The sequence below is a fragment of the Ancylobacter koreensis genome (genome assembly GCF_023016525.1).
GTDB classification, from domain to species: domain Bacteria; phylum Pseudomonadota; class Alphaproteobacteria; order Rhizobiales; family Xanthobacteraceae; genus Ancylobacter; species Ancylobacter koreensis.
Window position 1 is genome coordinate 15,933 of record NZ_JALKCG010000010.1, and the last position, 23,312, is coordinate 39,244.

The following is a 23,312-nucleotide window of genomic DNA, read 5'->3' on the forward strand; positions in this document are numbered from 1 at the left end:
GATGAGCAGCGGCGAGCCACGGCCCCGCCGCGCCAACTCATGTTGCCCGTTCCAACAACCCTTCCTCTTCCGCGAAAGATGGCCGCCGCATGCGCAAGGTGCTCCCGGGTTCCGCGTTTCCTATTGGCGTGACGCTGGACGGAGGGGGTACCAATTTCGCGCTCTTCTCCGACAACGCGACAGGCGTCACGCTCTGTCTGTTCGACCGGTACGGCGAGACGGAGCAGGAGCGCATCGACCTCCACGAATGCACCAACGGCGTCTGGCACTGCTACCTGCCCGGCGTCGGGCGCGGCCAGGTCTATGGCTGGCGCGTGCACGGGCCGTGGGCGCCGGATGCGGGGCACCGCTTCAACCCGAACAAGCTGCTGCTCGACCCCTATGCCCGCATGCTGGTCGGCGATCTGGTGTGGGACGACGCTCTCTATGGCTACACGATCGGCTCCGGGGACGATGCCGATCTCATCATGGACGAGCGCGACAGCGCTCGCTTCATGCCTAAAGCCCGCGTGGTCACCGGCACGCGGATGGCGGCGACCAGCCATCCGCGCGTCTCCTGGGCGAAGACGGTGATCTATGAGGGCCATGTGCGCGGACTGACCATGCGCCACCCGCTGATCCCCGACTCTATTCGCGGCACCTTCACGGCGCTCGGCCAGCCGGAATTCATCGACCATCTCGCCAAGCTCGGCGTCACCGCGCTGGAGCTGCTTCCGGTGCACGCCTTCACCCAGGACCGCCATCTGCTCGACCGCGGGCTTGCCAATTACTGGGGCTACAACACGCTGAACTTCTTCGCCCCTGAGCCGCGCTATCTCGGCGCAGACGGGCTCGACGCCATCGGCGAGGCGGTGGACCGGCTGCATCAGGCAGGCATCGAGATCATCCTCGACGTGGTCTACAACCACACCTGCGAGGGCAATCATCTCGGGCCCACGCTCTCCTTCAAGGGCATCGACAACGCTTCCTATTACCGGCTGCTGCCCGGCAATGGCCGCTATTACGACGACCTTACCGGCTGCGGAAACTCGGTGAACACCGACCATCCGCGCGTGCTGCAGATGGTGATGGACAGCTTGCGCATGTGGGCCTCGGTCTACGGCATTGACGGCTTCCGCTTCGATCTCGCCACCACGCTCGGCCGCCGGCCGGACGGCTTCGACGCCGGACATGCCTTCTTCAACGCCATCCTTCAGGATCCCACCCTCGGTGGCTTGAAGCTCATCGCCGAACCGTGGGATGTCGGCCCCGGCGGCTACCAGCTCGGCGCCTTCCCGCCCGGCTTCTCCGAATGGAACGGCGACTATCGCGACAAGGTGCGCGAGTTCTGGTGCGGCTCGGAAGGGCTGATGCCGAGCTTCGCCACGCGCTTCGCCGCCTCGCAGGACATTTTCTCGGAAGGGCGGCGCCGGCCGTGGTCGAGCCTCAATTTCATCACCGCCCATGACGGCTTCACCCTGCACGACCTCGTGACCTACAACGACAAGCACAACGAGGCGAATGGCGAAGGCAACCGCGACGGCCACGACGACAACAAGAGCTGGAATTGCGGCGTCGAGGGCGAGACCGACGACGAGGGCATCAACGCGCTGCGCCGGCGCCAGAAGCGCAACTTGATCGCCACGCTGTTCCTCTCGCAGGGCGTGCCGATGCTGCTGGCCGGCGACGAGCGCTCGAACTCGCAGGGCGGCAACAACAACGCCTATTGTCAGGACAACGAGATCGGCTGGGTCGACTGGTCGGACGACGACCCGGAACTGCCGGAATTCGTCGCCCGCCTGTCCGCCCTGCGCAAGCAGCACGCCTGCCTGTCGCGGCCGGAATTCCTCACCGGCGTACGCAACGAGATGGGCCAGCCCGACGTCGCCTGGCTGAACACCTCCGGCGAACGCATGAGCGAGGAGAACTGGGCCGATCCGCACTCCAAGTGTCTGACCCTGCGCCTCGCCCCGGTGCTGCCGGACGAGCCCTCGCTCGTCATCATGCTCAATGCCTCGCATGTGGGCGTGGATTTCATCGCTCCGGCCGTTCAGTCCGGCCGTTGGGAGGCGGTGCTTGCCACCGGTGACGACCTTGAAGGCTCCTCCGTCGAGGGCCGCGGGCAGTTCCACGTGCCGGGCCGCACCCTCATCGTCTGGGAATGGCGCGCATGAGCACGCCGCCACCCCCGCCGCGCCGCTTCGGCCCGCTGGTGGCAGACGGCGGCGCGCAATTCCGGCTCTACGCCCCCGATGCGGCGGCGGTCGATCTGACCATCGAGGGCAAGGCGCCCATCGCGATGACGCGCGACCCCGACGGCTTCTTCCGGCAGGATGTGGCGGGCGCCCAGCCCGGCACGCTCTACCGATTTCGCGTCGGCGAGCATCTCGTGCCGGACCCCGCCTCGCGCCTGCAGGCACAGGACTCGGACGGATGGAGCGTGCTGGTCGCCGGCCCGGTGGCCGACGCCCCTGCCCCGGCGGGGCTGCGCCCCTGGCATGAGGCGGTGATCGCCGAGATCCATGTCGGTACGGCGACCCCCGAGGGGACGTTCCACGCGCTGATCGAGCGGCTGGACCATTACCGCGACGCCGGCTTCACCGCCATCGAGCTGATGCCGGTCGCCGACTTTCCCGGTCGGCGGAACTGGGGCTATGACGGTGTGCTGTTCTACGCGCCCGACCGCGCCTACGGCACGCCGGACGATCTGCGCGCGCTGGTCGCGGCCGCCCACGAGCGCGGGATCGCGGTGCTCCTCGACGTCGTCTACAACCATTTCGGGCCGAGCGGGAACTACCTGCCGCTCTACGCGAAATCCTTCTTCCGCGAGGACGTCGCGACGCCCTGGGGGCCGGCGATCGATCTCGAAAACGAGACCGTGCGGGCCTTCTTCAGCGAGAACGCGGCCTATTGGCTGGCGGATTTCGGCTTTGACGGGCTGCGCTTCGACGCGGTGCACGCCCTCGCGACCGACGGCGCCGAACCGTTCCTGCGCGAAATCGCGGGCGCCTGCCGCGCCGTGCGCCCCGACGCGTATCTCGTGCTGGAGAACCACGACAATATCGGCGGCTGGCTCACGCGTGACGAGGACCTGTTCACCGCGCAGTGGAACGATGACTGGCACCATGTCTTCCACGTTCTGGCGACCGGCGAGCGTACCGGCTATTACGCGCCCTATGCGCAGGACTCGGTGGTCAGTGCCGCGCGTGCGCTGACGGAAGGCTTCGTCTTTCAGGGCGAGCCCTATCCCGACGCGCACGGCCATCCCCGGGGCACCTCCTGCGCCGATCTGCCTCCCGACGCCTTCGTCAGCTTCGTGCAGAACCACGACCATATCGGCAACCGCCCCCTCGGCGACCGGCTGGCCGCCTCGCTTGCGCCCGAGCGCCTGGCCTTCCTGCGCTTCGTGCTGATGCTGTCGCCGGAGATTCCGTTGCTGTTCATGGGGGAAGAGGCGCTCGCGCGCACGCCCTTTCCCTTCTTCTGTGATTTCGAAGGTGATCTCGCGACCGCCGTGCGCGAGGGAAGGCGCTCGGAGTTCGGTGCGTTCTTCGAGGCTCACGGGGACGCCACCTTCCCCGACCCGCTCGACGAGGCCACCTTCCTCGCCGCGAAATTGCGGCCGGAAGACATGGCGACGCCCGACGCACAGAGGGCGCTCGACGCCTTTCGGCGCCTTGCCGAACAGCGGCGGAGGCTGGTCTGGCCGCTGGCCGCCAGCGGCTATGTCGGAGCCTCTTCGCGCCGCTTCGGCAGCGCCCTGCATATTCTCTGGCGCTTCGAGGCGGGCACACTGGTGATGGCGCTCAACCCCGGCGAGAAGGCGATCGTCACCGACGCGCCGACCGGAATTCCCGGCATGCCCGCCGCCGCCAGCCTGCACGATGTGACCCATGAGGCCGACGGGCGCCTGGCGCTCGGCCCCTTCGCCGCCGCAGTGTGGAGCGTGGAGACCGCATGACGCCTGCCCTTCGCGCCACTTACAGGCTGCAGTTCCATCGTGGCTTCACCTTTGCCGATGCCGAGGCACTGGTGCCCTATCTCGTCGATCTCGGCATCAGCCATCTCTACGCCTCGCCGATCACCATGGCTGTGCCGGGCTCGACTCATGGTTATGACGTCGCCGATCCGACTCGGATCAACCCGGAACTGGGCGGCGAAGAAGGTTTCGAACGACTCGCCCGGCGCCTCGGCGAGCATGGCATGGGCGTGCTGCTTGACATCGTGCCGAACCACATGGCGGCGTCGGGGCATAACCCGTTCTGGCTGGACATGCTGGAGCACGGCCCGGCCTCGCCGTCGGCGCGGCTCTTCGACGTGGCGTGGGACAAGGGCCAGCTTCTGCTCCCGGTGCTCGGCGATCCCCTGCGTGCGAGCATTGAGGCCGGGACACTGACCCTTCGCGCCGATCCGCCGGCGGAGCGCATCTGGCTCGTCTATGCTGACCACCGTTTCCCACTGCGGCCGGAAAGCGTCGCGCACCTCTGCGCGGCGGCCGGCGTGCAGGAACTGGCCGGCCTCGACGGCGACGCGCGGACACGGCTCGACGACGTGCTGGCGAAAGCCGACATCGCTTCCCTTGTCGACTCCCAGCACTGGCGGCTCGCCTGGTGGCGCACGGCGGCCCATGACCTCAACTACCGGCGCTTCTTCAACATCACCGATCTCGCCGGCGTGCGGATCGAGGAGCCCGAGGCGTTCGAACTCATCCACCGGCTGCCGCTCGACCTCCTGCGGCGGGGCCTGATCCACGGCCTGCGGATCGACCACATAGACGGCCTCGCCGACCCCGCCGGCTACTGCGCACGCCTGCGGGCGGCGGTCGGCCCCGACATACCGCTTCTCGTCGAGAAGATTCTGGAGCCGCGCGAGGCGTTGCGCGACTGGCCGATCGACGGCACCACCGGCTACGAGCGGCTGAACGACATCAACGGGCTCTTCCTCGACGCCGAAGCCTATGGCGCCTTCGAGGAGGATCTGAGGTCGCGGCACCTCCTGACCGGCACGCCGGCCGCCCGGCTCGCGGCCGCCAAGCGGCAGGTGCTGGACACCAGCCTCAACGCCGAGGTCGATGCGCTCACCGCGCTGGCCCGCGACGGGCTGGATGCCGACATACGCGCCGGCGACCTTACGGAACCGGCCATCCGGCAGGCCGTCGTCGCGCTCATCGTCCACTGTCCCGTCTACCGCTCCTACGCTCTGGCGAGCACGCATGACGCGCGCGACGAGGCGATCTGGCAGGCCATCGGCGACGCCATCGGCGCCAGCGAGGACCCGCTGACGCAGGCCGCCGCTGGCGTGCTGCTGGACCGGCTGCGTCAGCCACGGCTCGACAGCGACCGCGCCTTCCGCCTGCGCTTCCAGCAGCTCAGCGGGCCGGCCATGGCGAAGGGCTTCGAGGATACCGAGCTGTACCGCTACCCCGTGCTGCTCAGCGTCAACGAGGTCGGCGGCAGCGTGCAGCACCCCGCGTGCACCATCGAGGACATCCATGCCGTGAACGTCGCGCGCGGCGCGACCCGCGCGGCCGACCTCATCCCGCTGGCGACGCACGACACCAAGCGCGGCCCCGGCACGCGCGCGCGGCTGACGAGCTTGAGCTTCCAGCCGGAGCGCTGGCTGCGCTTTCTCGACGATACGCGCGAGCCCTGTGCTGAGCTGGCGCAACGTCACGAGGGCGCGATGCAGCCCGACGCGCTCGACCAGCTCATGATCCTGCAGATGCTCGTCTCGGCCTGGCCGATCAACGAGGAACGCGTCGCGGCTGGCCTCACCAAGGCGCTTCGCGAGGCCAAGCGCCACACCAATTGGGAAACGCCGGACGAGGGCTATGAGGCGGCGAGCCTCGCCTTCGCCGCTGCCATACTGAACGGCGCCGAGGCCGCTCCCCTGCGCGACGAGATCGGCCACCTGCTTGCCGCGCTGGCGCCCGCCGAACGGGTTGTCGGCCTGTGCCAGATCGTCCTCCAGCACACGCTGCCCGGCACGCCGGACATCTATCAGGGCACCGAATTTCCCGACTACTCGCTGATGGACCCGGACAATCGCCGGCCGGTCGACTGGGCAGCGCGGCGCGCGGCAGTGGCCGGCAGCGGCGAAGTCGGTACGGGAGACCGGGAGACCTTCGACCTCATCCGCGCGCTGCTGGGCTTGCGCCGCCGCGAGCCCGCTCTCGTCGAAGGCGGCTATGCGCCGCTTTCCCTGCCCGCCTCGCCGTGGCGCTGGTTCGGCTTCGAGCGAGGGGCCGGCGATTCCCTCGTCCGCGTGGTCGTCCCTACGCGCGTTCCGCCGGAAGCGCGCACGAACGCGCCGCCCTTCCCGGTCGAGGCGCGCGAGCCGGGCCTGTGGCACGATCTCCCGGTCGGGCGGCGCGATGCCACCGACCCGCCCCGCCCCTTCCTGATCCTCACGCGCGCCCGGCGCTGAAACGACTGGTCGCCCGTTCCGCGATGGCACGGCCGCCCCGCATGGGCCTGTTCCGCGCGCGCCCGGATGCGCCTATCTTCGTGGCCATCGCGCTGAGCCGCCATGCCGCGAGGAACCCGCCTTGCAGCCCTTCCCACCCGAAAACGGCCCCTCAGCCGCCGGACTGCTGTCTGCGGCGGCGCGCCTCATGTTCGTCAACGGCCTCGCCTCGGAAAGCGCGGAGACGGCACTTCGCCGGCTGGGTCGTGGGCTGGGCGTCGAGGTCGGCATTCTGCCGCGCTGGGGCGAAATCGTGCTGCTGACCGGCGTACGCGAGGCACCGACCATTGTCGCTGCCACGCCGACCGGCGTGGACATGAGCCGCGTGACGGCCACCCTCGGGCTGGTCGAAGAGGTCCATGCCGGCAGGCTCGACAGGCACGGCGCGGCCCGCGCCCTCGATGCCATCGCCAGCGTCCCGCCCGTATCCCTGATGCGGCTCGTACTGTTCGCCGCTCTGGGGGCGGCGGCGCTGGGCATCATCTTCGGCGCCGGCAATCTCGGCACGCTCGCGGTCATCGCCCTCAGCGCGGGAGGCGGCGCGCTGCTGCGGCGCGGGGCGGCGCGGATTTCCGGCAATGCGCTGCTCCAGCCCTTCGCGGCTGCGGCGTTCGCCGGGCTGGTCGGACCACTTGCCATCCGGATGGGCCTCGGCGTCGACACGCGACTGGTGCTCCTGTGCCCCTGCATGGTGTTGGTACCCGGCCCACATGTTCTTAACGGCACCATCGACCTCGTGCGCAGCCGCATCGCCATCGGTGCCGCGCGGATTGTCTTCGCCGGCATGGTCGTGCTGGCGATCAGCACGGGCCTGTTGCTCGGCCTCGCGCTGGCGCGGGTCGACCTGCCGCTGACGACGCCGCCTGTCGCCGTGCCATGGATATGGGACGTGCTGGCGGCCGGCGTCGCCGTAGCCGCCTATGGCACCTTCTTCAACATGCCCTGGCGCATGCTGCCGGTTCCGATCCTCGCCGGCATGCTGGCGCACAGCCTGCACTGGCTGCTGCTGTCGCTCGGCTTCAGCCAGCCGCTGGCGAGCTTCGCCGCGTGCCTCGCGGTCGGCATCTGCGCCACGCCGGTCGCCGAGCGCCTCCACTATCCCTTTGCCGCGCTCGCCTTCGCCTCGGTCGTCTCGATGATGCCGGGCGTGTTCCTGTTCGACGGCGCCGCCGCGCTCGTGGAGCTCTGCGCCGCCGGCCCGTCCGCCCCGCCCGCGCTCCTCGTCGCGGCGGCGGCGAACCTGACGCAGGCGGCGCTGATCGTCCTCGGAATGACCATGGGTCTGATCGTCCCGAAGATGATGCTTGGGCCGTGGTTCACGCCGGCGCCATAGGGCGCGCCGCCTTAAGCCACCACCGGCGCGACGACGGCGGCGAGGGCGGCCTGCGCGTCGCGCGGCGCGAGCCGGACTTGCAGCCCGCGCTGGCCGCCATTGATGTAGACCGCCTCATGCTCCAGCGCGGCCGCCTCGATGACCGTCGGGACTTTCCGCATCTGGCCGAAGGGGCTGATGCCGCCGACCTTATAGCCGGTGGCGCGCTCGGCATCGGCGGGCCTCATCATCTGCGCCGACTTGGCCCCCAGCGCCGCCGCGAGCTTCTTCATCGACACCTCGCGGTCGGACGGCACGATGACGCAGGCGGGCCTGCCGTCCACCAGCGTCATCAGCGTCTTGAGCACGCGGGCGGGGTCCTCCCCGAGCGCGGCCGCCGCCTGAAGGCCGATATGTTCGGCATCCGGATCATAGTCGTAACTGTGCACCGTGAAGGCGATGCCGGCCTCCTCAAGCGCCCGCGTGGCGCGCGTTGCCTTCGACATGGCGGGCTCCCGCGAATATTGCCGCGCTTCTCCTAGCACCGCCGCCGCCCGCGCACATCCCGACAGGCGGCGGATAGGCCGGGTAACGCTTTGGATACCATGTTGGCGCTAGCTGTGGATGCTGCGCCGTCCCGCCGCAGGCGGCGCCACCACCACGCCACCTTTGTTCGTCACGGGAAGACAGTCGGTCGACCGACAATCCCGGCAGACCCAGGGCGCCTTGCGATGAATCTGTTGCGTACCGCCATTCTTGCCTGCCTCGCGGCGCTGCTCGCCGGCTGCGCGGGCGGCGACTACGATGATCGCGGCTCGCTGCCGATCCCCGCCAAGCTCATGCAGGAGATGGCGGCGAAGGGCATGAGCCCCGACGATCCGATCATGGTGCGCATCTACAAGAAGGAGAGCGAGCTGGAGGTGTGGAAGCGCACCAGCTCCGGCCGCTACGCCCTGCTCAAGACCTATCCGCTGTGCCGCTGGTCCGGCAAGCTCGGGCCGAAGACCCGCGAAGGCGACCGTCAGGCACCCGAGGGCTTCTACACGATCACGCGCGGGCAGATGAACCCGCGCTCGCAATATTACCTCTCCTTCAATCTCGGCTACCCCAACCAGCTGGAACGGGCGCTCGGCTACAGCGGCAGCGCGCTGATGGTGCACGGCGCCTGCACCTCGGCCGGCTGCTTCGCCATGACCAATGACGGGGTGGGCGAAGTCTATGCGGTGGCGCGCGAGGCGCTGGCCGCCGGGCAGCCGGGCTTCCAGGTGCAGTCACTGCCCTTCCGCATGACGCCGGCCAATTTCGCCGAACACCGCAACGATCCCAACATGCCGTACTGGCGCAACCTGAAGCAGGGCACGGACCTGTTCGCGGTGACGAAGGTGCCGCCGAACGTCTCCGCCTGCGGGGGACGCTACCGATTCACGCCGGGCAACGAGCCGGCGCCGCCCGCCGGCGATCCGCTCGCGCCCTGCCCGATGGCGGCTCCCGATCCGGCGGTCGAGGCGGTGGCCAGCAAGCAGGCCAATGACGAGCAGACGATCGCGCAGCTCGCCGCCTCGCGCGGGGCGGCCACATGGACCTATGTCGACGGCGGCATGCATCCGAGCTTCCGTGACATCCTGCGCCGCTCCGGCCCGCAGAAGCTGGCCGCGATGACTTCGGCCGACAAGGTGCCGGTGAGCGCGCCCGAAGCCGCCCTCGCCGACCCCTACAAGGGCGACGAGCCTCCCGAGACGGACACGCCGTAGCGCGGTTTCCCCACATGGCGGCGCGCGGGGGGCTTTCCCGCGCCTTCCGCTTGCGGCACAAGGGCCGCGAGGAAACAACAGGTCGGGACACGATGGCCGCGCGCGTAAGTTTGAACCAGATGCAGGCGGAGGTCGGCCGGCTTTCCCGCCTGCCCTTCACCGCCGCCGAACTCGCCGCGATCCGGCAGGCCACGCCCGCCGTGGCGCCCAAGCTCTCCGCCAAGTTCGAGCCGGAGAACGGCTTCTGCTACATGGTGGCGTCGCAGCTCCATATGGAGTTCGTGGTGGTGAAGTCGGCGCGACTGCGCCTGCCCTTCGGCCTCTCCCTGCCGCGCTACACCATCTATATGGGCTTCGAGCACGGCGAGATCTGGGAGAAGGGCCCGCGGGTCAACCGGCTGCGCGCCGTCACCTATGTGTTCCAGCGTCTCGTCGCGACCGACAGCTGGCTCGACACGGAATATGGCCGCAAGCACTGACGTTTCCGGACAAGGCGCCATAAAGCTCTGAACGGCGTTTCCGCCCGATTGCTTTCATTCGGGGGCGGCGCGATAGATTCGCGCGCGGCTCGCGCTCCTGCGGCTGCATCAGGGGGGATTTCCGCCATGTTCGCCGCGCGCTCGATGCTCGCCGCCGCCTCGCTTGTCGCCGCCTCGCTTGCCGTCCTCGTCGCGACGCCCGCGCTGGCGAAGGACCGCAACGTCGACATCGTGAACGAGTCCGGCTTCACCATCACCAGCTTCTACGCCTCCGCCGTCGACGAAGACACCTGGGAGGAAGACATGCTGGACAACGACACGCTGAAGGACGGCGAGACCCTGGAAGCCGAGATCGACGACGGCACCGATGCCTGCATCTACGACTTCAAGGCGGTGTTTTCGGACGGCGACGTCGCGATCAAGCGCAAGGTCAATGTCTGCGAGATCGGCACTTTCACTTTCAAGCCGTGAGATCGGGGCCGCTAACGCAAGCGCGGCGCCGGCGGGTGGCCGGCGACGAGCAGCAGGTCGCTTTCGTCCTTGAGGCTTACGCCGGTGAGGCGACGCGCCAGCGCTTCCTTCAGCAGCCATGCCAGCTTGAACGCGGCGTGCTCGTGCGAAAGACCCTCGCCACGCACGTTGGAGATGCAGTTGCGCTCGGCGTCCGAACGCCCGACGCGCGGCGCGAAGGTAAGGTAGAGGCCGAGGCTGTCGGGTGAGGAGAGACCCGGCCGCTCGCCGACCAGCACCACCACGGCCTGCGCCTTCAGGATCTCGCCCGCCTCGTCGCCCAACGCCACCCGCGCCTGGCTGGCGACGACGACTGGTGCGAGGCTCCAGCCCGCCTCCGCCACGCGCGCCTTGAAGGCCGCGAGGAAAGGCACCGCCTGCGCGTGAATGGCGGTGGAGGACAGGCCGTCCGCCACCACGATGGCGATGTCGACGGGCTCGCCCGCCCGCTCCCGCAGGGCCGCGCGTCCCTCCTCCGACAACCGACGGCCGAGATCGGGGCGGCGCAGATAAACGTCGCGCGCCGGCGCGGCCGAGGCGACCTCGACCGTCTCGAAGCCGAGCGCGGCGATGTCCGCCGTCACCTGCGCGGAATCGAACGGGGTATGCACCGCGTCGCGCGCCTGCGCATGGGCGAGCGCGAAGCGCAGCACCTCGCGGGTCGGCAGGCCGGTGCCGGCGCGCCCGAGCGCGATGCGCGCGGGGGTGATGCCGGCCAGCTTTTCCCACACGTCGTGGATCACGTAATCGGATGCGTGCGCGTGGGTCGGTTTGTCTTCGCTCATGCCGCCAGCTCCGGCGCCGCAGCCAGCAGCGGATGGTTGCCGCGATGCGCCTTCAGCCGCCCGTCCGGCCCGGTGATGCCCATGCGCTGGAGCCATGCCTCGAATTCCGGCGCCCGCTTCAGGCCGAGCACCTCGCGCAGGTAGAGCTGATCGTGGAAGGAGGTGGACTGGTAGTTCAGCATCACGTCGTCCGAGCCGGGAATGCCCATGATGTAGGTGACGCCCGCCGCGCCGAGCAGCGTCATCAGCGTGTCCATGTCGTCCTGGTCGGCCTCGGCGTGGTTGGTGTAGCAGACGTCGCAGCCGAGCGGCACGCCCATCAGCTTGCCGCAGAAATGGTCCTCCAGCCCGGCGCGGATGATCTGCTTGCCGTCATAGAGATATTCCGGCCCGATGAAGCCGACGACGGTATTCACCAGCAGCGGCTCGAACGGCCGGCACACGGCATAGGCGCGCGCTTCCAGCGTCTGCTGGTCGACCCCGTGATGGGCGTTGGCGGAGAGCGCCGAGCCCTGCCCGGTCTCGAAATACATCACATTGTCGCCCAGCGTGCCGCGCTTGAGCGAAAGCGCCGCCTCACGCCCCTCCTTCAGCACGGCGAGGTCGATGCCGAAGGAGGCGTTGGCCGCTTGCGTGCCTGCCACGGACTGGAACACGAGGTCCACCGGCACGCCGCGATTGATCACTTCCGTCGAGGTGGTGACATGGGTGAGCACGCAGGCCTGCGTCGGAATCTCGAAGCGCTGGATGATGCCGTCGGTGAGCTTCAGCAGTTCGCTCAGCGCAGGAATGCTGTCCGAAGCCGGGTTGATGCCGATCACCGCGTCGCCGCAGCCATAGAGCAGACCGTCGAGTATGGAGGCGGTAATGCCGGCCGCATCGTCGGTCGGGTGGTTGGGCTGCAAGCGCACCGCCATGGTGCCGGGCAGGCCGATGGTGTTGCGGAACTTCGTCACGACGCGACACTTGCGGGCGACGGCGATCAGGTCCTGGTTGCGCATCAGCTTGGAGACGGCTGCCGCCATCTCCGGCGTCACGCCGGGCGCCAGCGCCGCCAGCGCCTCCGAAGTGGCGGACGCCGAGAGCAGGAAATCGCGGAAGTCGCCCACCGTCATGTGGGAGACCGGCCGGAAGGCGGCGGCGTCGTGCGTGTCGATGATCAGACGTGTCACCTCGTCCGCCTCATAGGGCACCAGCGCCTCACTGAGGAAGGCGGTGAGCGGCACCTCGGCGAGACACATGCGGGCGGCGACGTTCTCCTCCGCCGAGGCGGCAGCGACGCCGGCCAGCATGTCGCCGGAGCGGAGCGGCGTCGCCTTCGCCATCAGGTCCTTCAGGTCAGCGAAGGCGTAGGTCTGCGGCCCGACGACGTGGCGATACGGCATGATGGATACCCTTTCGCGCCGTAGTCTGCTTGTTTCGGCGCCATGGGCAAAATGTATCCCGACGCATCGGCGGCGGGAAGCGCGACGTGCAATGCTCGGCTCGATGGTCGACCCCATGCCAATGCTGGACGGGCGCCGCCGCAGCGGCTAGGACCGCGCCAGACGGCAGGGGAGACACGCCATGGCCACCTACATTCTCATCCACGGCTCCTGGCACTGGGGCGGCTGCTTCCAGAAGGTGGCGAACATTCTCGGCGCCGCCGGCCATGCGGTGATCGCGCCGGACCTCGCCAGCCACGGCTTCGACACCACGCCGACCGCCGCCGTCACGGATATCGCGATCTATGCCGCGCCGGTGCGCGCTGCGCTGGAGGAGGTGGACGGCAAGGCGATCCTCGTCGGCCATTCGGTGGGCGGGGCGACCTGCACCTGGCTCGGCGAGGAGATGACGGAGCGGGTCGAGGCGCTGGTCTATCTCACCGGCTTTATGGCGCCCGCCGGCAAGACCGCGCGCGACTTCGTCATGACGCCGACCTATCTGAAGGACCCCGCCATCGTGGAGACGCAGGGCATGCTGCGGCTCGGCAAGGAAGGGCTGGGCCTCGACCTCTCGCGCCGCGACCTCATCGCCCGTTCGCTCTATTCCGATTGCACGGAGCATGACATCGAGCGCGCCCTGCCGAATCTCGTGCGCGTCACCCCGCACGCGCCCTTCGCCGCCGTCTCGGCCATCACGCCGCACCGCTTCGGCCGGCTGCGCCGGCACTATATCGAGTGCCTTCAGGATCGCGGCCTGCCGCTCGCCGTGCAGCGCGAAATGCAGGCGGCGGTGCCGGGCGCGCATGTGCACCAGCTCGACACCGGCCATTCGCCCTTCCTGAGCGCGCCGGAAGCGGTGGCAGAGATATTGTTGAACATCCGCTGAGCCCGCAGCGCCACACCTCGCCGCATCCGACGAAGGAGCGGCGCGTGCCCCCTCCCCGTCCGCGCCGGCACCGGCTAGCCTGACCGCTCTTCCAGAGCCAGAAGGCCAGCACGAGGCACGAATGTCCGATCACGAGAAGCTCGCGAAGCTGCGCGCGAAATATGCCGGCGTCGGCGGTGGCGTCGTCTATGACGAAACCTTCAAGCGCGTCGCCGAGCTCCAGTTCAAGGACGGCGAGAAGCGCGTCTGGCCATGGGCCGGCGCCGCGACCCTGCTCGACGCGCCCTATCGTCCGGATGCACAGGAACTCGCCGATTTCGGCGGGCTCGACATGGCGCTGATCGGCGTTCCGATGGATCTCGGCGTCACCAACCGGGCCGGCTGCCGCCTTGGACCGCGCGCGGTGCGCGCCATCGAGCGCATCGGACCCTATGAGCACGTGCTGAACATGGTGCCTGCTGCCGAGGTCAAGGCCGCCGATATCGGCGACGTGCCGTTCCGCTCGCGCTTCAGCCTCGACAGCTGCCACGAGGACATCGAGGCCTTCTACAAGAAGATCGTCGCGGCGGGTGTCATTCCGCTCTCGGTCGGCGGCGATCATTCCATCACCGGCTCGATCCTGCGCGCCGTCGGCGAGAAGCGGCCGGTCGGCATGCTGCACATCGACGCCCATTGCGACACCTCGGGCACCTATGAGGGCGCCAAGTTCCACCATGGCGGGCCGTTCCGCAACGCGGTGCTCGACGGCGTGCTCGACCCCGCGCGCACGATCCAGATCGGCATTCGCGGCGGCGCCGAGTTCCTGTGGGAATTCTCCTATGAGAGCGGCATGACGGTGATCCATGCCGAGGAGGTCACGGGCCTCGGCGTGCCGGCGATCATCGAGCGGGCGAAGCAGGTGCTGGGCGACGGGCCGGTCTATGTGTCCTTCGACGTCGACAGCCTCGACCCCGCCTTCGCGCCGGGCACCGGCACGCCGGAGATCGGCGGGCTGACCACGCGCGAAGTACTGGAGATCATCCGCGGCCTCAACGGGCTCGACGTGATCGGCGGCGACGTGGTGGAGATCGCACCCCAGTACGACGCAACGTCCAACACCGCCCACGCGGCGGCGCAGGTGCTGTTCGAAATCTTCTGCCTTTCGGTGACGGCGCTCAAGGCGCGGCGGGGCGCGTGATGCGGCTCGCCATGCTCCAGACGGCGGGCGATTCCGCCAACCGTCCCGCTGCCAATCTCGACCTGCTGGAAGCGGCCGCCGCCCGCGCAAAGGCGGGCGGCGCGGACCTGCTGCTGGCGCCGGAGATGTTTCTCTCCGGCTACAATATCGGCCGCGAGGCGGCGCTCGCCGTCGCCGAACCGGCGGACGGACCGGCCGCGCAGCGCGCCCGCGAGATCGCGCGCGCCCACGACATCGGGCTCTGCTACGGCTATCCCGAGCTGGGCGAAGGCGGCGCGGTCTATAATTCCTGCCTGCTCGTCGGCCGCGACGGCACAGTGCTGCTCAACTTCCGCAAGACACACCTGTTCGCCGCGCTGGACCGCGCCATGTTCGCGCCCGGCGAGGGCTCGGCGGCGCTCGCGGAGGTGGAGGGTTTCAAGGTCGGTATGCTGATCTGCTACGATGTCGAGTTCCCCGAGGCGGTGCGCGCCCTCGCGCTCGCCGGGGCCGACCTCGTGCTGGTGCCGACCGCCAACATGAAGCCCTATGACGCGGTGTCCCACTTCGTGGTGCCCTCCCGCGCCTTCGAGAACGAGCTGTTCGTCGCCTATGCCAATCGCTGCGGGCAGGAAGGCGAGCTCGACTATATGGGGCTGAGCTGCGTCGGCGATCCCAATGGCGGCAATCTGGTGCTCGCCGGCGAGGGCGAGGAACTGGTCTTCGCCGATCTCCTGCCCGATCGGTTGAAGGCGGCGCGCGCCATCAACACCCATGTGCCGGACCGCCGGCCGGACGTTTATGAACGGCTGAACCGTTAAGCGTCATCCCGGCCGACGGCAAAGCCGTCGAGCCGGGATCGTTTTCCATTTCACGAAGCGATCCCGGATCGGCCTTGCGGCCGTCCGGGATGACGTCCGTCCTGTCAGCCTCAATGCGCAGGCGACTGGCGCCCGCCGGCCAGCGCAACCGGCGCCTCGGCTTCCACCGCGCTGCGGGCGATGAAGCGCGCGCGTAGCGGCTTCAGCACGAACAGGGCAAGGAAGGCCGCCGTGGCATTGAGCCCGACGGCGATGGCGAACACCGCGTACCAGCCGTAGATGGCGGCGACGACGCTGGCGAGCGGCACCAGCAGCGCCGCCGTGCCCTTGGCGGTGTAGAGCATGCCCGCATTGGTCGCGGCGAACTTCGAGCCGAAGGTGTCGCCGCAGGTCGCCGGGAACAGCGAATAGATCTCGCCGAACACGCCGAAGAAGCAGGCCGTCGCCAGCACGAACACGACCGGGTTCGAGCCGTGATAGACGAGCAGCAGAAGCATGACGGCTGCCGTGCCGAAGGCGATGAACATAGTGTTCTCGCGGCCGATACGGTCCGAGACATAGCCGAAGACCGGGCGGCCGAAGCCGTCGAAGATGCGGTCGAGCGAGATGGCGAACGTCAGCGCCGCCGCCGAGATGCCGAGGATGCTCACCGGCGTGTCGGCGACGCCGAGATCGTGGGCGATGGGGCCGATCTGCGCCGCCGCCATCAGGCCACCCGAGGCGACCATGACGAACATGAGGTAGAGCAGCCAGAACACCGGCTTGGTCAGCGTCTGGTTGGGCTGGTAGTCGACCTTGCTCTGCGGCAGGCCCAGCGCCTTCTTCGGCGCCGCGATCTTGAACTTCGGGGGATAGAGGAACTGCGCGGCGATCAGGACGACGATGCCCTGCCCGATGCCGAACCAGAAGAACGCCGTCTGGTAGCCGTGCGCCGCGATGGTGTTGGCGATCGGCACCACGGTCAGGGCCGCGCCGGCACCGAATCCGGCGGCGGTGGCGCCGGCGGCGAGGCCGCGGCGGTAGGGGAACCACTTCAGCGCGTTGCCGACGCAGGTGCCGTACACCGAGCCGGCGCCGATGCCGCCGAACACCGCGCCGACATAGAGCATGGTGAGCGAGGCGGCGTAGGAATTGATGATCCACGCCAGCGCGATCATCACCGCGCCGAAGGACAGGACGATGCGCGGGCCGTAGCGATCCACGAACCACGCCTCGACCGGCACCAGCCAGGTCTCGGTCAGCACGAAGAGGGTGAAGGCGGTCTGGATCGCCGCCCGGCCCCAGCCATGGGCGTGGTCGATCGGATCGACGAACAGCGTCCAGCCATATTGAAGATTGGCGATCATCGCCATGCAGAGGATGCCGCAGGCGAGCTGGAACCAGGGTTCCCAGGCGCGCGTGCTCGTGGTGCTCGCTTCCATTGACGTTTCCTTGACCTGTTGGAATTCCGCGCAGCTCTTGCCGGCCGCTTCGGGTGTCGCGTTCCGCGCCGTGGCGCGGCAGTCCGTGCATCGTCAGCGCCGGGAAGAAGAGCGGATAATTCCGCCTCATTCCTACTTACCGAACGTCAATACTTGCCGTTCCGTCATTCGTGCAATGCTGCGAATACATCGTTATCGACTTGGACATTAGAAATAACATGTCTTTTCTGCCGTTCAATATGAAATATACCAAGGTATGTTTACGCAACGACACCTTATCGCGACACATTTTCCACCAGGCAAACCATCAAGATGTCGCGACAACTTCGACAATAAGTCTGCTCGGCGCGCCTTTCTTTCGTGTTCGACCGGTGGCGCGGGACGCAGCGGAGCGCGACATCTGACGCAGCGGTTCCGTCCCGCGCTTTTCCGCTCTACCGCCGCTCTTCAGCCACGTCCTGCGCTCGCGCCTGTCGACCGGCCACGCGGTATCCTGCGTCATCCCCAGAGTAAGGCGGCGCCCCGCCGTTCCGGTGCAAGGGAACCGCCGGGCGCGCCCGGCGTTCTGTTACCGCTCGACAGAGCATCGCCCCCGGCTTCCCGGGCCGGAGCGGCGCACATCGAACGCAGGAGAACACCCATGAGTCGCACCTTGCTCACCGTCGTCGTGCTGGTCCTCGCCGGCGTCGCGGCCTTCTTCGCCTATCAGGCCTATGAGCGCGACCGGAACTCGCTGCAGATCGAGGTGGGTCCGCAGGGCGTGAAGGTCGATCCGCCGGGCTGAGCCGGGGCACCGATCCGTTGCGAAAACGCACGTCCTTTCGAAAGTATGAGGCCGGCACGCTGCATTTGCCGGCCTCGTGGTCTAAAAGGGCCTCCACATCCGCCGCCCCGCGCCCGCTGCGCCCGGCCGGCCGACCGTTTCGGAGCCCGCAATGTCCTCCACCCTCGCCGCCGCGCCCGCCGGCGCTGTTGCCAATCCGCGCTCGCGCGTCATCCTCGCCAGCCTGATCGGCACGACCATCGAGTTCTACGATTTCTACGTCTACGCCACCGCCGCCGTGCTGGTGTTCCCGCACCTGTTCTTTCCGGCCGGCAACGACACGGCGGCGCTGCTCGCCTCCTTTGCCATCTTCGGCGCCGCCATGGTGGCCCGTCCGCTCGGGGCGATCTTCTTCGGGCATCTCGGCGACCGCAGCGGGCGCAAGGTGACGCTGGTCGGCGCGCTGCTGACCATGGGCATCGCGACCTTCCTGATCGGTGTGTTGCCGACCTTCCATCAGGCGGGATGGCTGGCGCCGGCGCTGCTGGTGGTGATGCGGCTCGCGCAGGGCTTCGCGCTCGGCGGCGAATGGAGCGGCGCCGCGCTGGTGGCGACCGAGAACGCCCCGCCCGGCAAGCGCGCCGTGTTCGGCACCTTCCCGCAGCTCGGCGCGCCCCTCGGCTTCATTCTCGCCAACGGCCTGTTCCTCATCATCGCCGCGCTGATGCCCTCCGAGGACCCGAGCCGGCCCTCCGACGCCTTCCTGAACTGGGGATGGCGCATCCCCTTCCTGTTCTCCATCGTGATGGTGGCGATCGGCCTGTGGGTGCGGCTCAACCTCGTGGAAAGCGCCGCCTTCGAGAAGACGGTGAAGTCCGGCAAGGTGCGCAAGCTGCCGCTCGCCTCGGTGTTCCGCACCCATGGCCGCGAGCTGGTGCTCGGCACCTTCTACATGCTCGCGACCTATGTGCTGTTCTACCTGATGACGACCTTCTCGCTCAGCTATGGCCGCGCCGCCGTCGCCGCGAAGCTGCCCGGGCTCGGCTACGACTACACGACCTTCGTGCTGATGATGATCATCGGCGTGGTGTTCTTCGGCATCTTCACCATGCTGTCCGGTCCCTGGGCGGACCGGTGGGGCCGCCGCCGCACGCTGATCGCGGTAACGCTCGGCATCATCGCCTTCGGCCTCGTCTGGGTGCCGATGCTGGCCGCCGGGCCGGTCGGCGTCATGGCGTGGCTGATCCTCGGATTCAGCCTGATGGGCATGACCTTCGGTCCGATGGGCGCGCTGCTGCCGGAGCTGTTCCCGGCCAATGTGCGCTACACCGGCTCGGGGATCGCCTACAACGTCTCCTCGATCCTCGGCGCCGCCGTCGCGCCCTTCATCGCCGTGGCTTTGTGGAGCTACGGTGCCGGAAGCCCGTTCTGGGTCGGCGTCTATCTCTCCTCCATGGCCGTGCTCACGCTCATCGCGCTGCTGCTCGGCCACGAGACGCGCGACGTCGACATCGACGCGTGAGCGCGCCTACTCGCCGGCCCGGTAGCCGATGCCGGGCTCGGTGAGGATCAGCGCGGGATTGGCGGGATCGGCCTCCAGCTTGGTGCGGAGCTGGCCGACATAGACCCTGAGATACTGCGTGTCGTGTTCGTGGGCGGGACCCCACACCTCGCGCAGGATCTGGCGATGCGTCAGCACCCGCCCGGCATGGCGGACGAGGAAGGCAACGAGGTCGAACTCCTTCGGCGTCAGCTTTATCTCCACGCCCTCGCGCAGCACGCGATGGCGGGGAATGTCGATCTCGATGGGGCCAAGCCGCAGCACCGGCGTCTCGCCCTTTTCCTGCATGCGGTGGCGCAGCGCCGCGCGCAGCCGCGCCATCAATTCGCCGATGCCGAAAGGCTTGTTGACGAAATCGTCGGCGCCGAGGTCCAGCGCCTCGATCTTCTCGATCTCGCGGTCGCGCGCGGACAGCACCACGACCGGGATATCCGACCATTCGCGCAGTCGCCGGATGACCTCCTTGCCGTCCATGTCGGGCAGGCCGAGGTCGAGCACGACGATGTCCGGCCGCCGGTTCACCGCCAGCGCCAGCGCCTGCGCGCCCGTGTCGGCCCTCAGCGCCGTGTAACCGTTGGCGGCGAGCGCCGGCGCCATGAAGCGGTGGATCGCCGGTTCGTCGTCGACCACCAGAACGCTGACTCCGGTCATGCCCCCTCCTCCGCCGCCGGTTCCGTCTCAGGCTGGGGCGCCAGCGGGAGCCGCAGGGCGACGCGCGTGCCGTTGCGCTGGCCCGGCGCCGGACTGCGGGCCGAGACGCTACCGCCATGGGCCTCGACGATACCGCGCGTGATGGCAAGGCCGAGCCCGGAGCCGTCGCCGCCGTCGCCCGTGCCGCGCGAGGCGCGCACGAACTTCTCGAATACATGAGGCAGCGCCTCGGCGGGAATGCCGGGCCCGTCATCGGTCACGGCGATCACCAGTTGCCCGTCGATGACGGTGGCGGACAGTCCGATGCGGGCCTCACGCCCGGCATAGCGCACGGCATTGGCCACAACGTTGCCGAGCGCCTGGTCCATAAGGCTCTGGTCGGCCTTCACCAGCGGCAGGCTCGGCGCCGAGGTCACGACGAAGCGCTGCGTGGCGCCGCGCCGGCGCACCGCCGAGACCGCGCGGTTCATCAGTTCGACCACGTCCACCCAGTCCTGATGCAGCTCCAGCGCGCCGGACTCCAGCCGCGTCATGGACAGCAGGTTGCGCACCATCTGGTCGAGGTTCTCCGCCTCCTCGCGCATCTGCAGCAGCAGGTCGCGGCGCGTCGCGGCGGGAATCTCCGGGCCGTAGTCGATCAGGCTGGTGGCGGCGCCGAGGATGGAGGCGAGCGGGGTGCGGAAGTCATGGCTGATCGAGGCCAGCAATATGTTGCGCACGCGCTCGGTCTCGGCGGCGGTGCGCGCCCGCGTCACCTCGGCGGAAAGCATGGTGCGCACCAGTGCGGCGGCGGTCTGGTCGCAGAGCGAGCCGACGATACGCTCGCTTTCGGTGTCCAGCAGCGGGCTATCGAGGCTGCGCTCGACGCCGACCACGCCGATGCGCGCGCCGCCTTCGCTGCCTCCGAGTGGGCGGAACAGCCAGGCGACGCTCGGCAGCGTGCCGGTGCCAGCGCCCGCCGGCTCGCCATGGTCGAAGGCCCAGGCGGCGGCGGTCATCGAGGCGGTGTCGAGCCGGTCCTCCGGCGGCCAGGCGGCGCCGATGGAGAGCGCGCCCTGGTCGGAGAGCAAGATCACGCTCGGGCGTCCCAGCGTGGCGTGCAACTCGACGGCGGCGGCTTCCGCCACCGCGCCCCGGTCGGCGAGCGCGGAGAGCTTGCGGGAGAATTCGTAGAGCCGCCGCGTCGCCCGCATGCGCTGGGCGGCGATGCGGGTCTGCTCGCGCGCCCGCCCCGCCAGCGCCGAGATGAGCACCGCGACGATCAGGAACACCAGCAGCGCCAGCAATTCGTGCGGGCGCGCCACGGTGAAGGTGTCCACCGGATCGATGAAGAAGAAGTTGTAGGCCAGGAAGGACAGGGCCGAGGCCGCGATGGCCGGCCACACGCCGTAGAGCAGCGCCGGCAGCAGCACGGCGAGCAGATAGAGCATCGAGACGTTGGGCAGCGCCACGAAGCGCGACAGGAACAGGCCGACGCCGGTGGCGATCGCCACGCCAAGCGTCGCCGCCGCATAGCCGGGCAGCGTGCCCAGCGGCGGCAGGTCGAACCGCCGGCCGCCGGCCTCGTCCGCCTCCGCCGTCACCACATGCACGGCGACGCCATCCGCCGCCGTCACCAGAGCATCGGCCAGCGAACCGCGCAGCCACGCCACGGGACGGCGCCGCCGGGCCTTGCCGATGATGATCTGGGTGATGTTCTCGAAGCGCGCGAAGCGCAGCAGCTCGGCGGCGACGTCGGGCGCGACCAGCGAGCGCGTCTCGGCACCCAGCGTCTGTGCGAGCCTCATGCCGGCCTCCAGCCGCTTGCGGTCTGGCCCCGACATGACGTGTCCGGGCCGCTCGACCGTCACCGCAAACCAGGTGGCGCCCATCAGGTCGGCGAGGCGCTTGGCTTCCCGTACGACGCGTTCGGCGGCGATGTCGGGACCGACGCAGACCAGCAGCCGCTCGCCGGCCGCCCACGGCCCCTTGATGGCGGACCCCTGCATGCGCTCGACGAGGTCGCTGTCCACCCGGGCCGCGACCCGCCGCAGCGCCAGCTCGCGCAGCGCGGTGAGGTTGGAGGGCTTGAAGAAGCTCTGCACCGCCCGCGTCGCGGTGTCCTCGATATAGACCTTGCCGTCCGCCAACCGCTTGATCAGTTCGTCCGAAGGCAGATCGACGAGGATCATCTCGTCGGCCTTCTGCAACGCCGTGTCGGGCACGGTCTCGCGAACCCTGACGCCGGTGATGCGCTGCACGACGTCGTTGAGGCTCTCGACATGCTGAATGTTGAGCGTGGTCCACACGTCGATGCCGGCGGCGAGCAGTTCCTGCACGTCCTGCCACCGCTTTGGGTGGCGGCTGCCGTCGACGTTGGAATGGGCGTATTCGTCGACCAGCAAGAGGCCCGGACGGCGGACAAGCGCCGCCTCCAGGTCGAATTCGGGCACCAGCCGGCCGCGATACGGCACGCCCTTGCGCGGCAGCATCTCCAGATCCGCGACCAGCGCCTCGGTTTCGGCGCGCCCGTGCGTCTCGACGATGCCGGCCACGACGTCGCCGCCCGACGCCTTCACGGCGCGGGCGGCGGAGAGCATCGCATAGGTCTTGCCGACGCCGGGAGCGGCGCCGAGATAGATGCGCAGCCGGCCGCGCGTCTCGCGTTCCGCCGCCGCCAGCAGGGCTTCCGGATCGGCCCGCGATGGGTCGTCTATGCTCATGGAGCCTTTCCGTCACGAACCCGGCGCGGGCGCGGTGGCGGCCGGCGCCGCCGCGTCGAGCGCGAGGTTCAGGGCAAGCACGTTGACACGCGCATCGCCGAACACGCGAAGCTGCGGTCCGCTTATGTGAGCCGCGATCAGATCGCGCACAAGGGCCTCGTCCACCCCGCGCGCACCGGCCACGCGGGCCGCCTGGGCAAGCGCGTTGGCCGGCGAGATGTCGGGATCGAGCCCGCTGCCCGAGGTGGTGATCGCGTCGGCGGGAATCGGCCCGGTGACGCCCGCCGCCCGCAGCGCCGCCGCGTCGGCCTTCAGCCGGTCGGCCAGCTTGGCGCTGGTAGGACCAAGGTTGGTGCCGGACGAGGCGGCCGCGTCGTAACCGTTGCCGGCCGCCGAGGGGCGCGGATGGAAATAGCGCTCGGCGGCGAAGTTCTGGCCGATCAGCGACGAGCCTATCACCTGCCCGTCCCGCTCGACGAGCGAGCCGCGCGCCTGCGTGGGAAAGAGGGCCTGCGCCAGTTCGGTCATCGCCAGCGGATAGGCGATGCCGGTGATCAGGGTGAAGGCGACGAGCAGGGTCGCCGCCGGGCGGAGGAAAGTGAGCATGGGTGAATTCCCTGTGTGTTCGTCGTCATCCCGGACGGCC

The 23,312-nt window shown here is 69.0% G+C and carries 19 protein-coding genes; 12 read left to right on the top strand and 7 right to left on the bottom strand.

Annotated features, from left to right (window positions below; all coding sequences use genetic code 11):
- The first annotated feature begins 89 nt into the window (after nucleotides 1-89).
- From glgX to MWN33_RS17890, 4 genes are all read left to right on the top strand, one after another.
- Nucleotides 90-2,153, top strand: a complete 2,064-nt coding sequence (gene glgX / locus MWN33_RS17875; RefSeq protein WP_247202410.1) for a glycogen debranching protein GlgX — start codon at nucleotides 90-92, stop codon at nucleotides 2,151-2,153.
- Nucleotides 2,150-3,940, top strand: a complete 1,791-nt coding sequence (treZ, locus tag MWN33_RS17880; RefSeq protein ID WP_247202411.1) for a malto-oligosyltrehalose trehalohydrolase — start codon at nucleotides 2,150-2,152, stop codon at nucleotides 3,938-3,940. Before glgX ends, treZ begins: the two co-directional genes overlap by 4 nt.
- Nucleotides 3,937-6,405, top strand: coding sequence for a malto-oligosyltrehalose synthase (gene treY, locus MWN33_RS17885; RefSeq protein WP_247202412.1), 2,469 nt, complete (start codon nucleotides 3,937-3,939; stop codon nucleotides 6,403-6,405). Before treZ ends, treY begins: the two co-directional genes overlap by 4 nt.
- Before the next feature lie 121 nt (nucleotides 6,406-6,526).
- Nucleotides 6,527-7,777: a threonine/serine exporter family protein gene (locus MWN33_RS17890; RefSeq protein ID WP_281493857.1), complete on the top strand. Its 1,251-nt coding sequence runs from the start codon at nucleotides 6,527-6,529 to the stop codon at nucleotides 7,775-7,777.
- 11 nt (nucleotides 7,778-7,788) lie between these two features.
- On the opposite strand, the gene ybaK is transcribed toward MWN33_RS17890, so the two are convergent.
- The gene (gene ybaK, locus MWN33_RS17895; RefSeq protein WP_247202414.1) at nucleotides 7,789-8,262 is read right to left on the bottom strand and encodes a Cys-tRNA(Pro) deacylase; all 474 of its coding nucleotides are present in this window, start codon (nucleotides 8,260-8,262) and stop codon (nucleotides 7,789-7,791) included.
- Between the two features lie 225 nt (nucleotides 8,263-8,487).
- Here ybaK and MWN33_RS17900 point away from each other — a divergent pair, with 225 nt between their 5' ends.
- The 3 genes from MWN33_RS17900 (at nucleotide 8,488) to MWN33_RS17910 (ending at nucleotide 10,457) form a co-directional block, all read left to right on the top strand.
- The gene (locus tag MWN33_RS17900; RefSeq protein WP_247202415.1) at nucleotides 8,488-9,507 is read left to right on the top strand and encodes a L,D-transpeptidase family protein; all 1,020 of its coding nucleotides are present in this window, start codon (nucleotides 8,488-8,490) and stop codon (nucleotides 9,505-9,507) included.
- 92 nt (nucleotides 9,508-9,599) lie between these two features.
- The gene (locus tag MWN33_RS17905) at nucleotides 9,600-9,986 is read left to right on the top strand and encodes a hypothetical protein (RefSeq protein WP_247202416.1); all 387 of its coding nucleotides are present in this window, start codon (nucleotides 9,600-9,602) and stop codon (nucleotides 9,984-9,986) included.
- A 126-nt stretch (nucleotides 9,987-10,112) separates the two neighbouring features.
- Complete coding sequence (locus MWN33_RS17910) at nucleotides 10,113-10,457, top strand: hypothetical protein (RefSeq protein WP_247202417.1); 345 nt, start codon at nucleotides 10,113-10,115, stop codon at nucleotides 10,455-10,457.
- 11 nt (nucleotides 10,458-10,468) lie between these two features.
- On the opposite strand, the gene eutC is transcribed toward MWN33_RS17910, so the two are convergent.
- A complete protein-coding gene (eutC, locus tag MWN33_RS17915; RefSeq protein WP_247202418.1) occupies nucleotides 10,469-11,281 on the bottom strand; it encodes an ethanolamine ammonia-lyase subunit EutC in 813 nt (270 codons plus the stop codon).
- The gene (locus MWN33_RS17920) at nucleotides 11,278-12,666 is read right to left on the bottom strand and encodes an ethanolamine ammonia-lyase subunit EutB (RefSeq protein WP_247202419.1); all 1,389 of its coding nucleotides are present in this window, start codon (nucleotides 12,664-12,666) and stop codon (nucleotides 11,278-11,280) included. Before MWN33_RS17920 ends, eutC begins: the two co-directional genes overlap by 4 nt.
- A 181-nt stretch (nucleotides 12,667-12,847) precedes the next feature.
- On the opposite strand from MWN33_RS17920, the gene MWN33_RS17925 reads away from it, so the two are divergent.
- From MWN33_RS17925 to MWN33_RS17935, 3 genes are all read left to right on the top strand, one after another.
- The gene (locus MWN33_RS17925) at nucleotides 12,848-13,591 is read left to right on the top strand and encodes an alpha/beta fold hydrolase (protein WP_247202420.1); all 744 of its coding nucleotides are present in this window, start codon (nucleotides 12,848-12,850) and stop codon (nucleotides 13,589-13,591) included.
- A gap of 121 nt (nucleotides 13,592-13,712) precedes the next feature.
- Complete coding sequence (gene speB, locus MWN33_RS17930) at nucleotides 13,713-14,768, top strand: agmatinase (protein ID WP_247202421.1); 1,056 nt, start codon at nucleotides 13,713-13,715, stop codon at nucleotides 14,766-14,768.
- Complete coding sequence (locus tag MWN33_RS17935) at nucleotides 14,768-15,568, top strand: carbon-nitrogen hydrolase family protein (RefSeq protein WP_247202422.1); 801 nt, start codon at nucleotides 14,768-14,770, stop codon at nucleotides 15,566-15,568. The genes speB and MWN33_RS17935 overlap by 1 nt, the downstream gene beginning before the upstream one ends.
- A gap of 110 nt (nucleotides 15,569-15,678) precedes the next feature.
- Here MWN33_RS17935 and oxlT read toward each other — a convergent pair whose 3' ends face one another.
- Nucleotides 15,679-16,989, bottom strand: a complete 1,311-nt coding sequence (gene oxlT / locus MWN33_RS17940; RefSeq protein ID WP_247202423.1) for an oxalate/formate MFS antiporter — start codon at nucleotides 16,987-16,989, stop codon at nucleotides 15,679-15,681.
- Between the two features lie 640 nt (nucleotides 16,990-17,629).
- Between oxlT and MWN33_RS17945 the strand changes: the two genes are divergently transcribed.
- Entirely contained in the window at nucleotides 17,630-17,773 is a 144-nt protein-coding gene (locus tag MWN33_RS17945; RefSeq protein WP_247202424.1) for a hypothetical protein, read from the top strand.
- 151 nt (nucleotides 17,774-17,924) lie between these two features.
- Nucleotides 17,925-19,274: an MFS transporter gene (locus MWN33_RS17950; protein ID WP_247202425.1), complete on the top strand. Its 1,350-nt coding sequence runs from the start codon at nucleotides 17,925-17,927 to the stop codon at nucleotides 19,272-19,274.
- Between the two features lie 6 nt (nucleotides 19,275-19,280).
- Here the strand turns inward: MWN33_RS17950 and MWN33_RS17955 are convergent, their stop codons facing one another.
- From MWN33_RS17955 to kdpC, 3 genes are read right to left on the bottom strand one after another with little or no spacing between them, the layout of a single operon-like run.
- Complete coding sequence (locus MWN33_RS17955; RefSeq protein WP_247202426.1) at nucleotides 19,281-19,964, bottom strand: response regulator; 684 nt, start codon at nucleotides 19,962-19,964, stop codon at nucleotides 19,281-19,283.
- Nucleotides 19,961-22,666: a sensor histidine kinase gene (locus MWN33_RS17960; RefSeq protein ID WP_247202427.1), complete on the bottom strand. Its 2,706-nt coding sequence runs from the start codon at nucleotides 22,664-22,666 to the stop codon at nucleotides 19,961-19,963. Before MWN33_RS17960 ends, MWN33_RS17955 begins: the two co-directional genes overlap by 4 nt.
- Before the next feature lie 12 nt (nucleotides 22,667-22,678).
- On the bottom strand, nucleotides 22,679-23,272 hold the full coding sequence (kdpC, locus tag MWN33_RS17965; RefSeq protein WP_247202428.1) for a potassium-transporting ATPase subunit KdpC: 594 nt from the start codon (nucleotides 23,270-23,272) through the stop codon (nucleotides 22,679-22,681).
- Between the last annotated feature and the right edge of the window lie 40 nt (nucleotides 23,273-23,312).

Coding starts and splice junctions, on each gene's coding strand:
- glgX (WP_247202410.1), top strand. CDS start 90: ATGCGCAAGGTGCTCCCGGGTTCCGCGTTTCCTATTGGCGTGACGCTG.
- treZ (WP_247202411.1), top strand. CDS start 2,150: ATGAGCACGCCGCCACCCCCGCCGCGCCGCTTCGGCCCGCTGGTGGCA.
- treY (WP_247202412.1), top strand. CDS start 3,937: ATGACGCCTGCCCTTCGCGCCACTTACAGGCTGCAGTTCCATCGTGGC.
- ybaK (WP_247202414.1), bottom strand. CDS start 8,262: ATGTCGAAGGCAACGCGCGCCACGCGGGCGCTTGAGGAGGCCGGCATC.
- MWN33_RS17900 (WP_247202415.1), top strand. CDS start 8,488: ATGAATCTGTTGCGTACCGCCATTCTTGCCTGCCTCGCGGCGCTGCTC.
- MWN33_RS17905 (WP_247202416.1), top strand. CDS start 9,600: ATGGCCGCGCGCGTAAGTTTGAACCAGATGCAGGCGGAGGTCGGCCGG.
- MWN33_RS17910 (WP_247202417.1), top strand. CDS start 10,113: ATGTTCGCCGCGCGCTCGATGCTCGCCGCCGCCTCGCTTGTCGCCGCC.
- eutC (WP_247202418.1), bottom strand. CDS start 11,281: ATGAGCGAAGACAAACCGACCCACGCGCACGCATCCGATTACGTGATC.
- MWN33_RS17920 (WP_247202419.1), bottom strand. CDS start 12,666: ATGCCGTATCGCCACGTCGTCGGGCCGCAGACCTACGCCTTCGCTGAC.
- MWN33_RS17925 (WP_247202420.1), top strand. CDS start 12,848: ATGGCCACCTACATTCTCATCCACGGCTCCTGGCACTGGGGCGGCTGC.
- speB (WP_247202421.1), top strand. CDS start 13,713: ATGTCCGATCACGAGAAGCTCGCGAAGCTGCGCGCGAAATATGCCGGC.
- MWN33_RS17935 (WP_247202422.1), top strand. CDS start 14,768: ATGCGGCTCGCCATGCTCCAGACGGCGGGCGATTCCGCCAACCGTCCC.
- oxlT (WP_247202423.1), bottom strand. CDS start 16,989: ATGGAAGCGAGCACCACGAGCACGCGCGCCTGGGAACCCTGGTTCCAG.
- MWN33_RS17945 (WP_247202424.1), top strand. CDS start 17,630: ATGAGTCGCACCTTGCTCACCGTCGTCGTGCTGGTCCTCGCCGGCGTC.
- MWN33_RS17950 (WP_247202425.1), top strand. CDS start 17,925: ATGTCCTCCACCCTCGCCGCCGCGCCCGCCGGCGCTGTTGCCAATCCG.
- MWN33_RS17955 (WP_247202426.1), bottom strand. CDS start 19,964: ATGACCGGAGTCAGCGTTCTGGTGGTCGACGACGAACCGGCGATCCAC.
- MWN33_RS17960 (WP_247202427.1), bottom strand. CDS start 22,666: ATGAGCATAGACGACCCATCGCGGGCCGATCCGGAAGCCCTGCTGGCG.
- kdpC (WP_247202428.1), bottom strand. CDS start 23,272: ATGCTCACTTTCCTCCGCCCGGCGGCGACCCTGCTCGTCGCCTTCACC.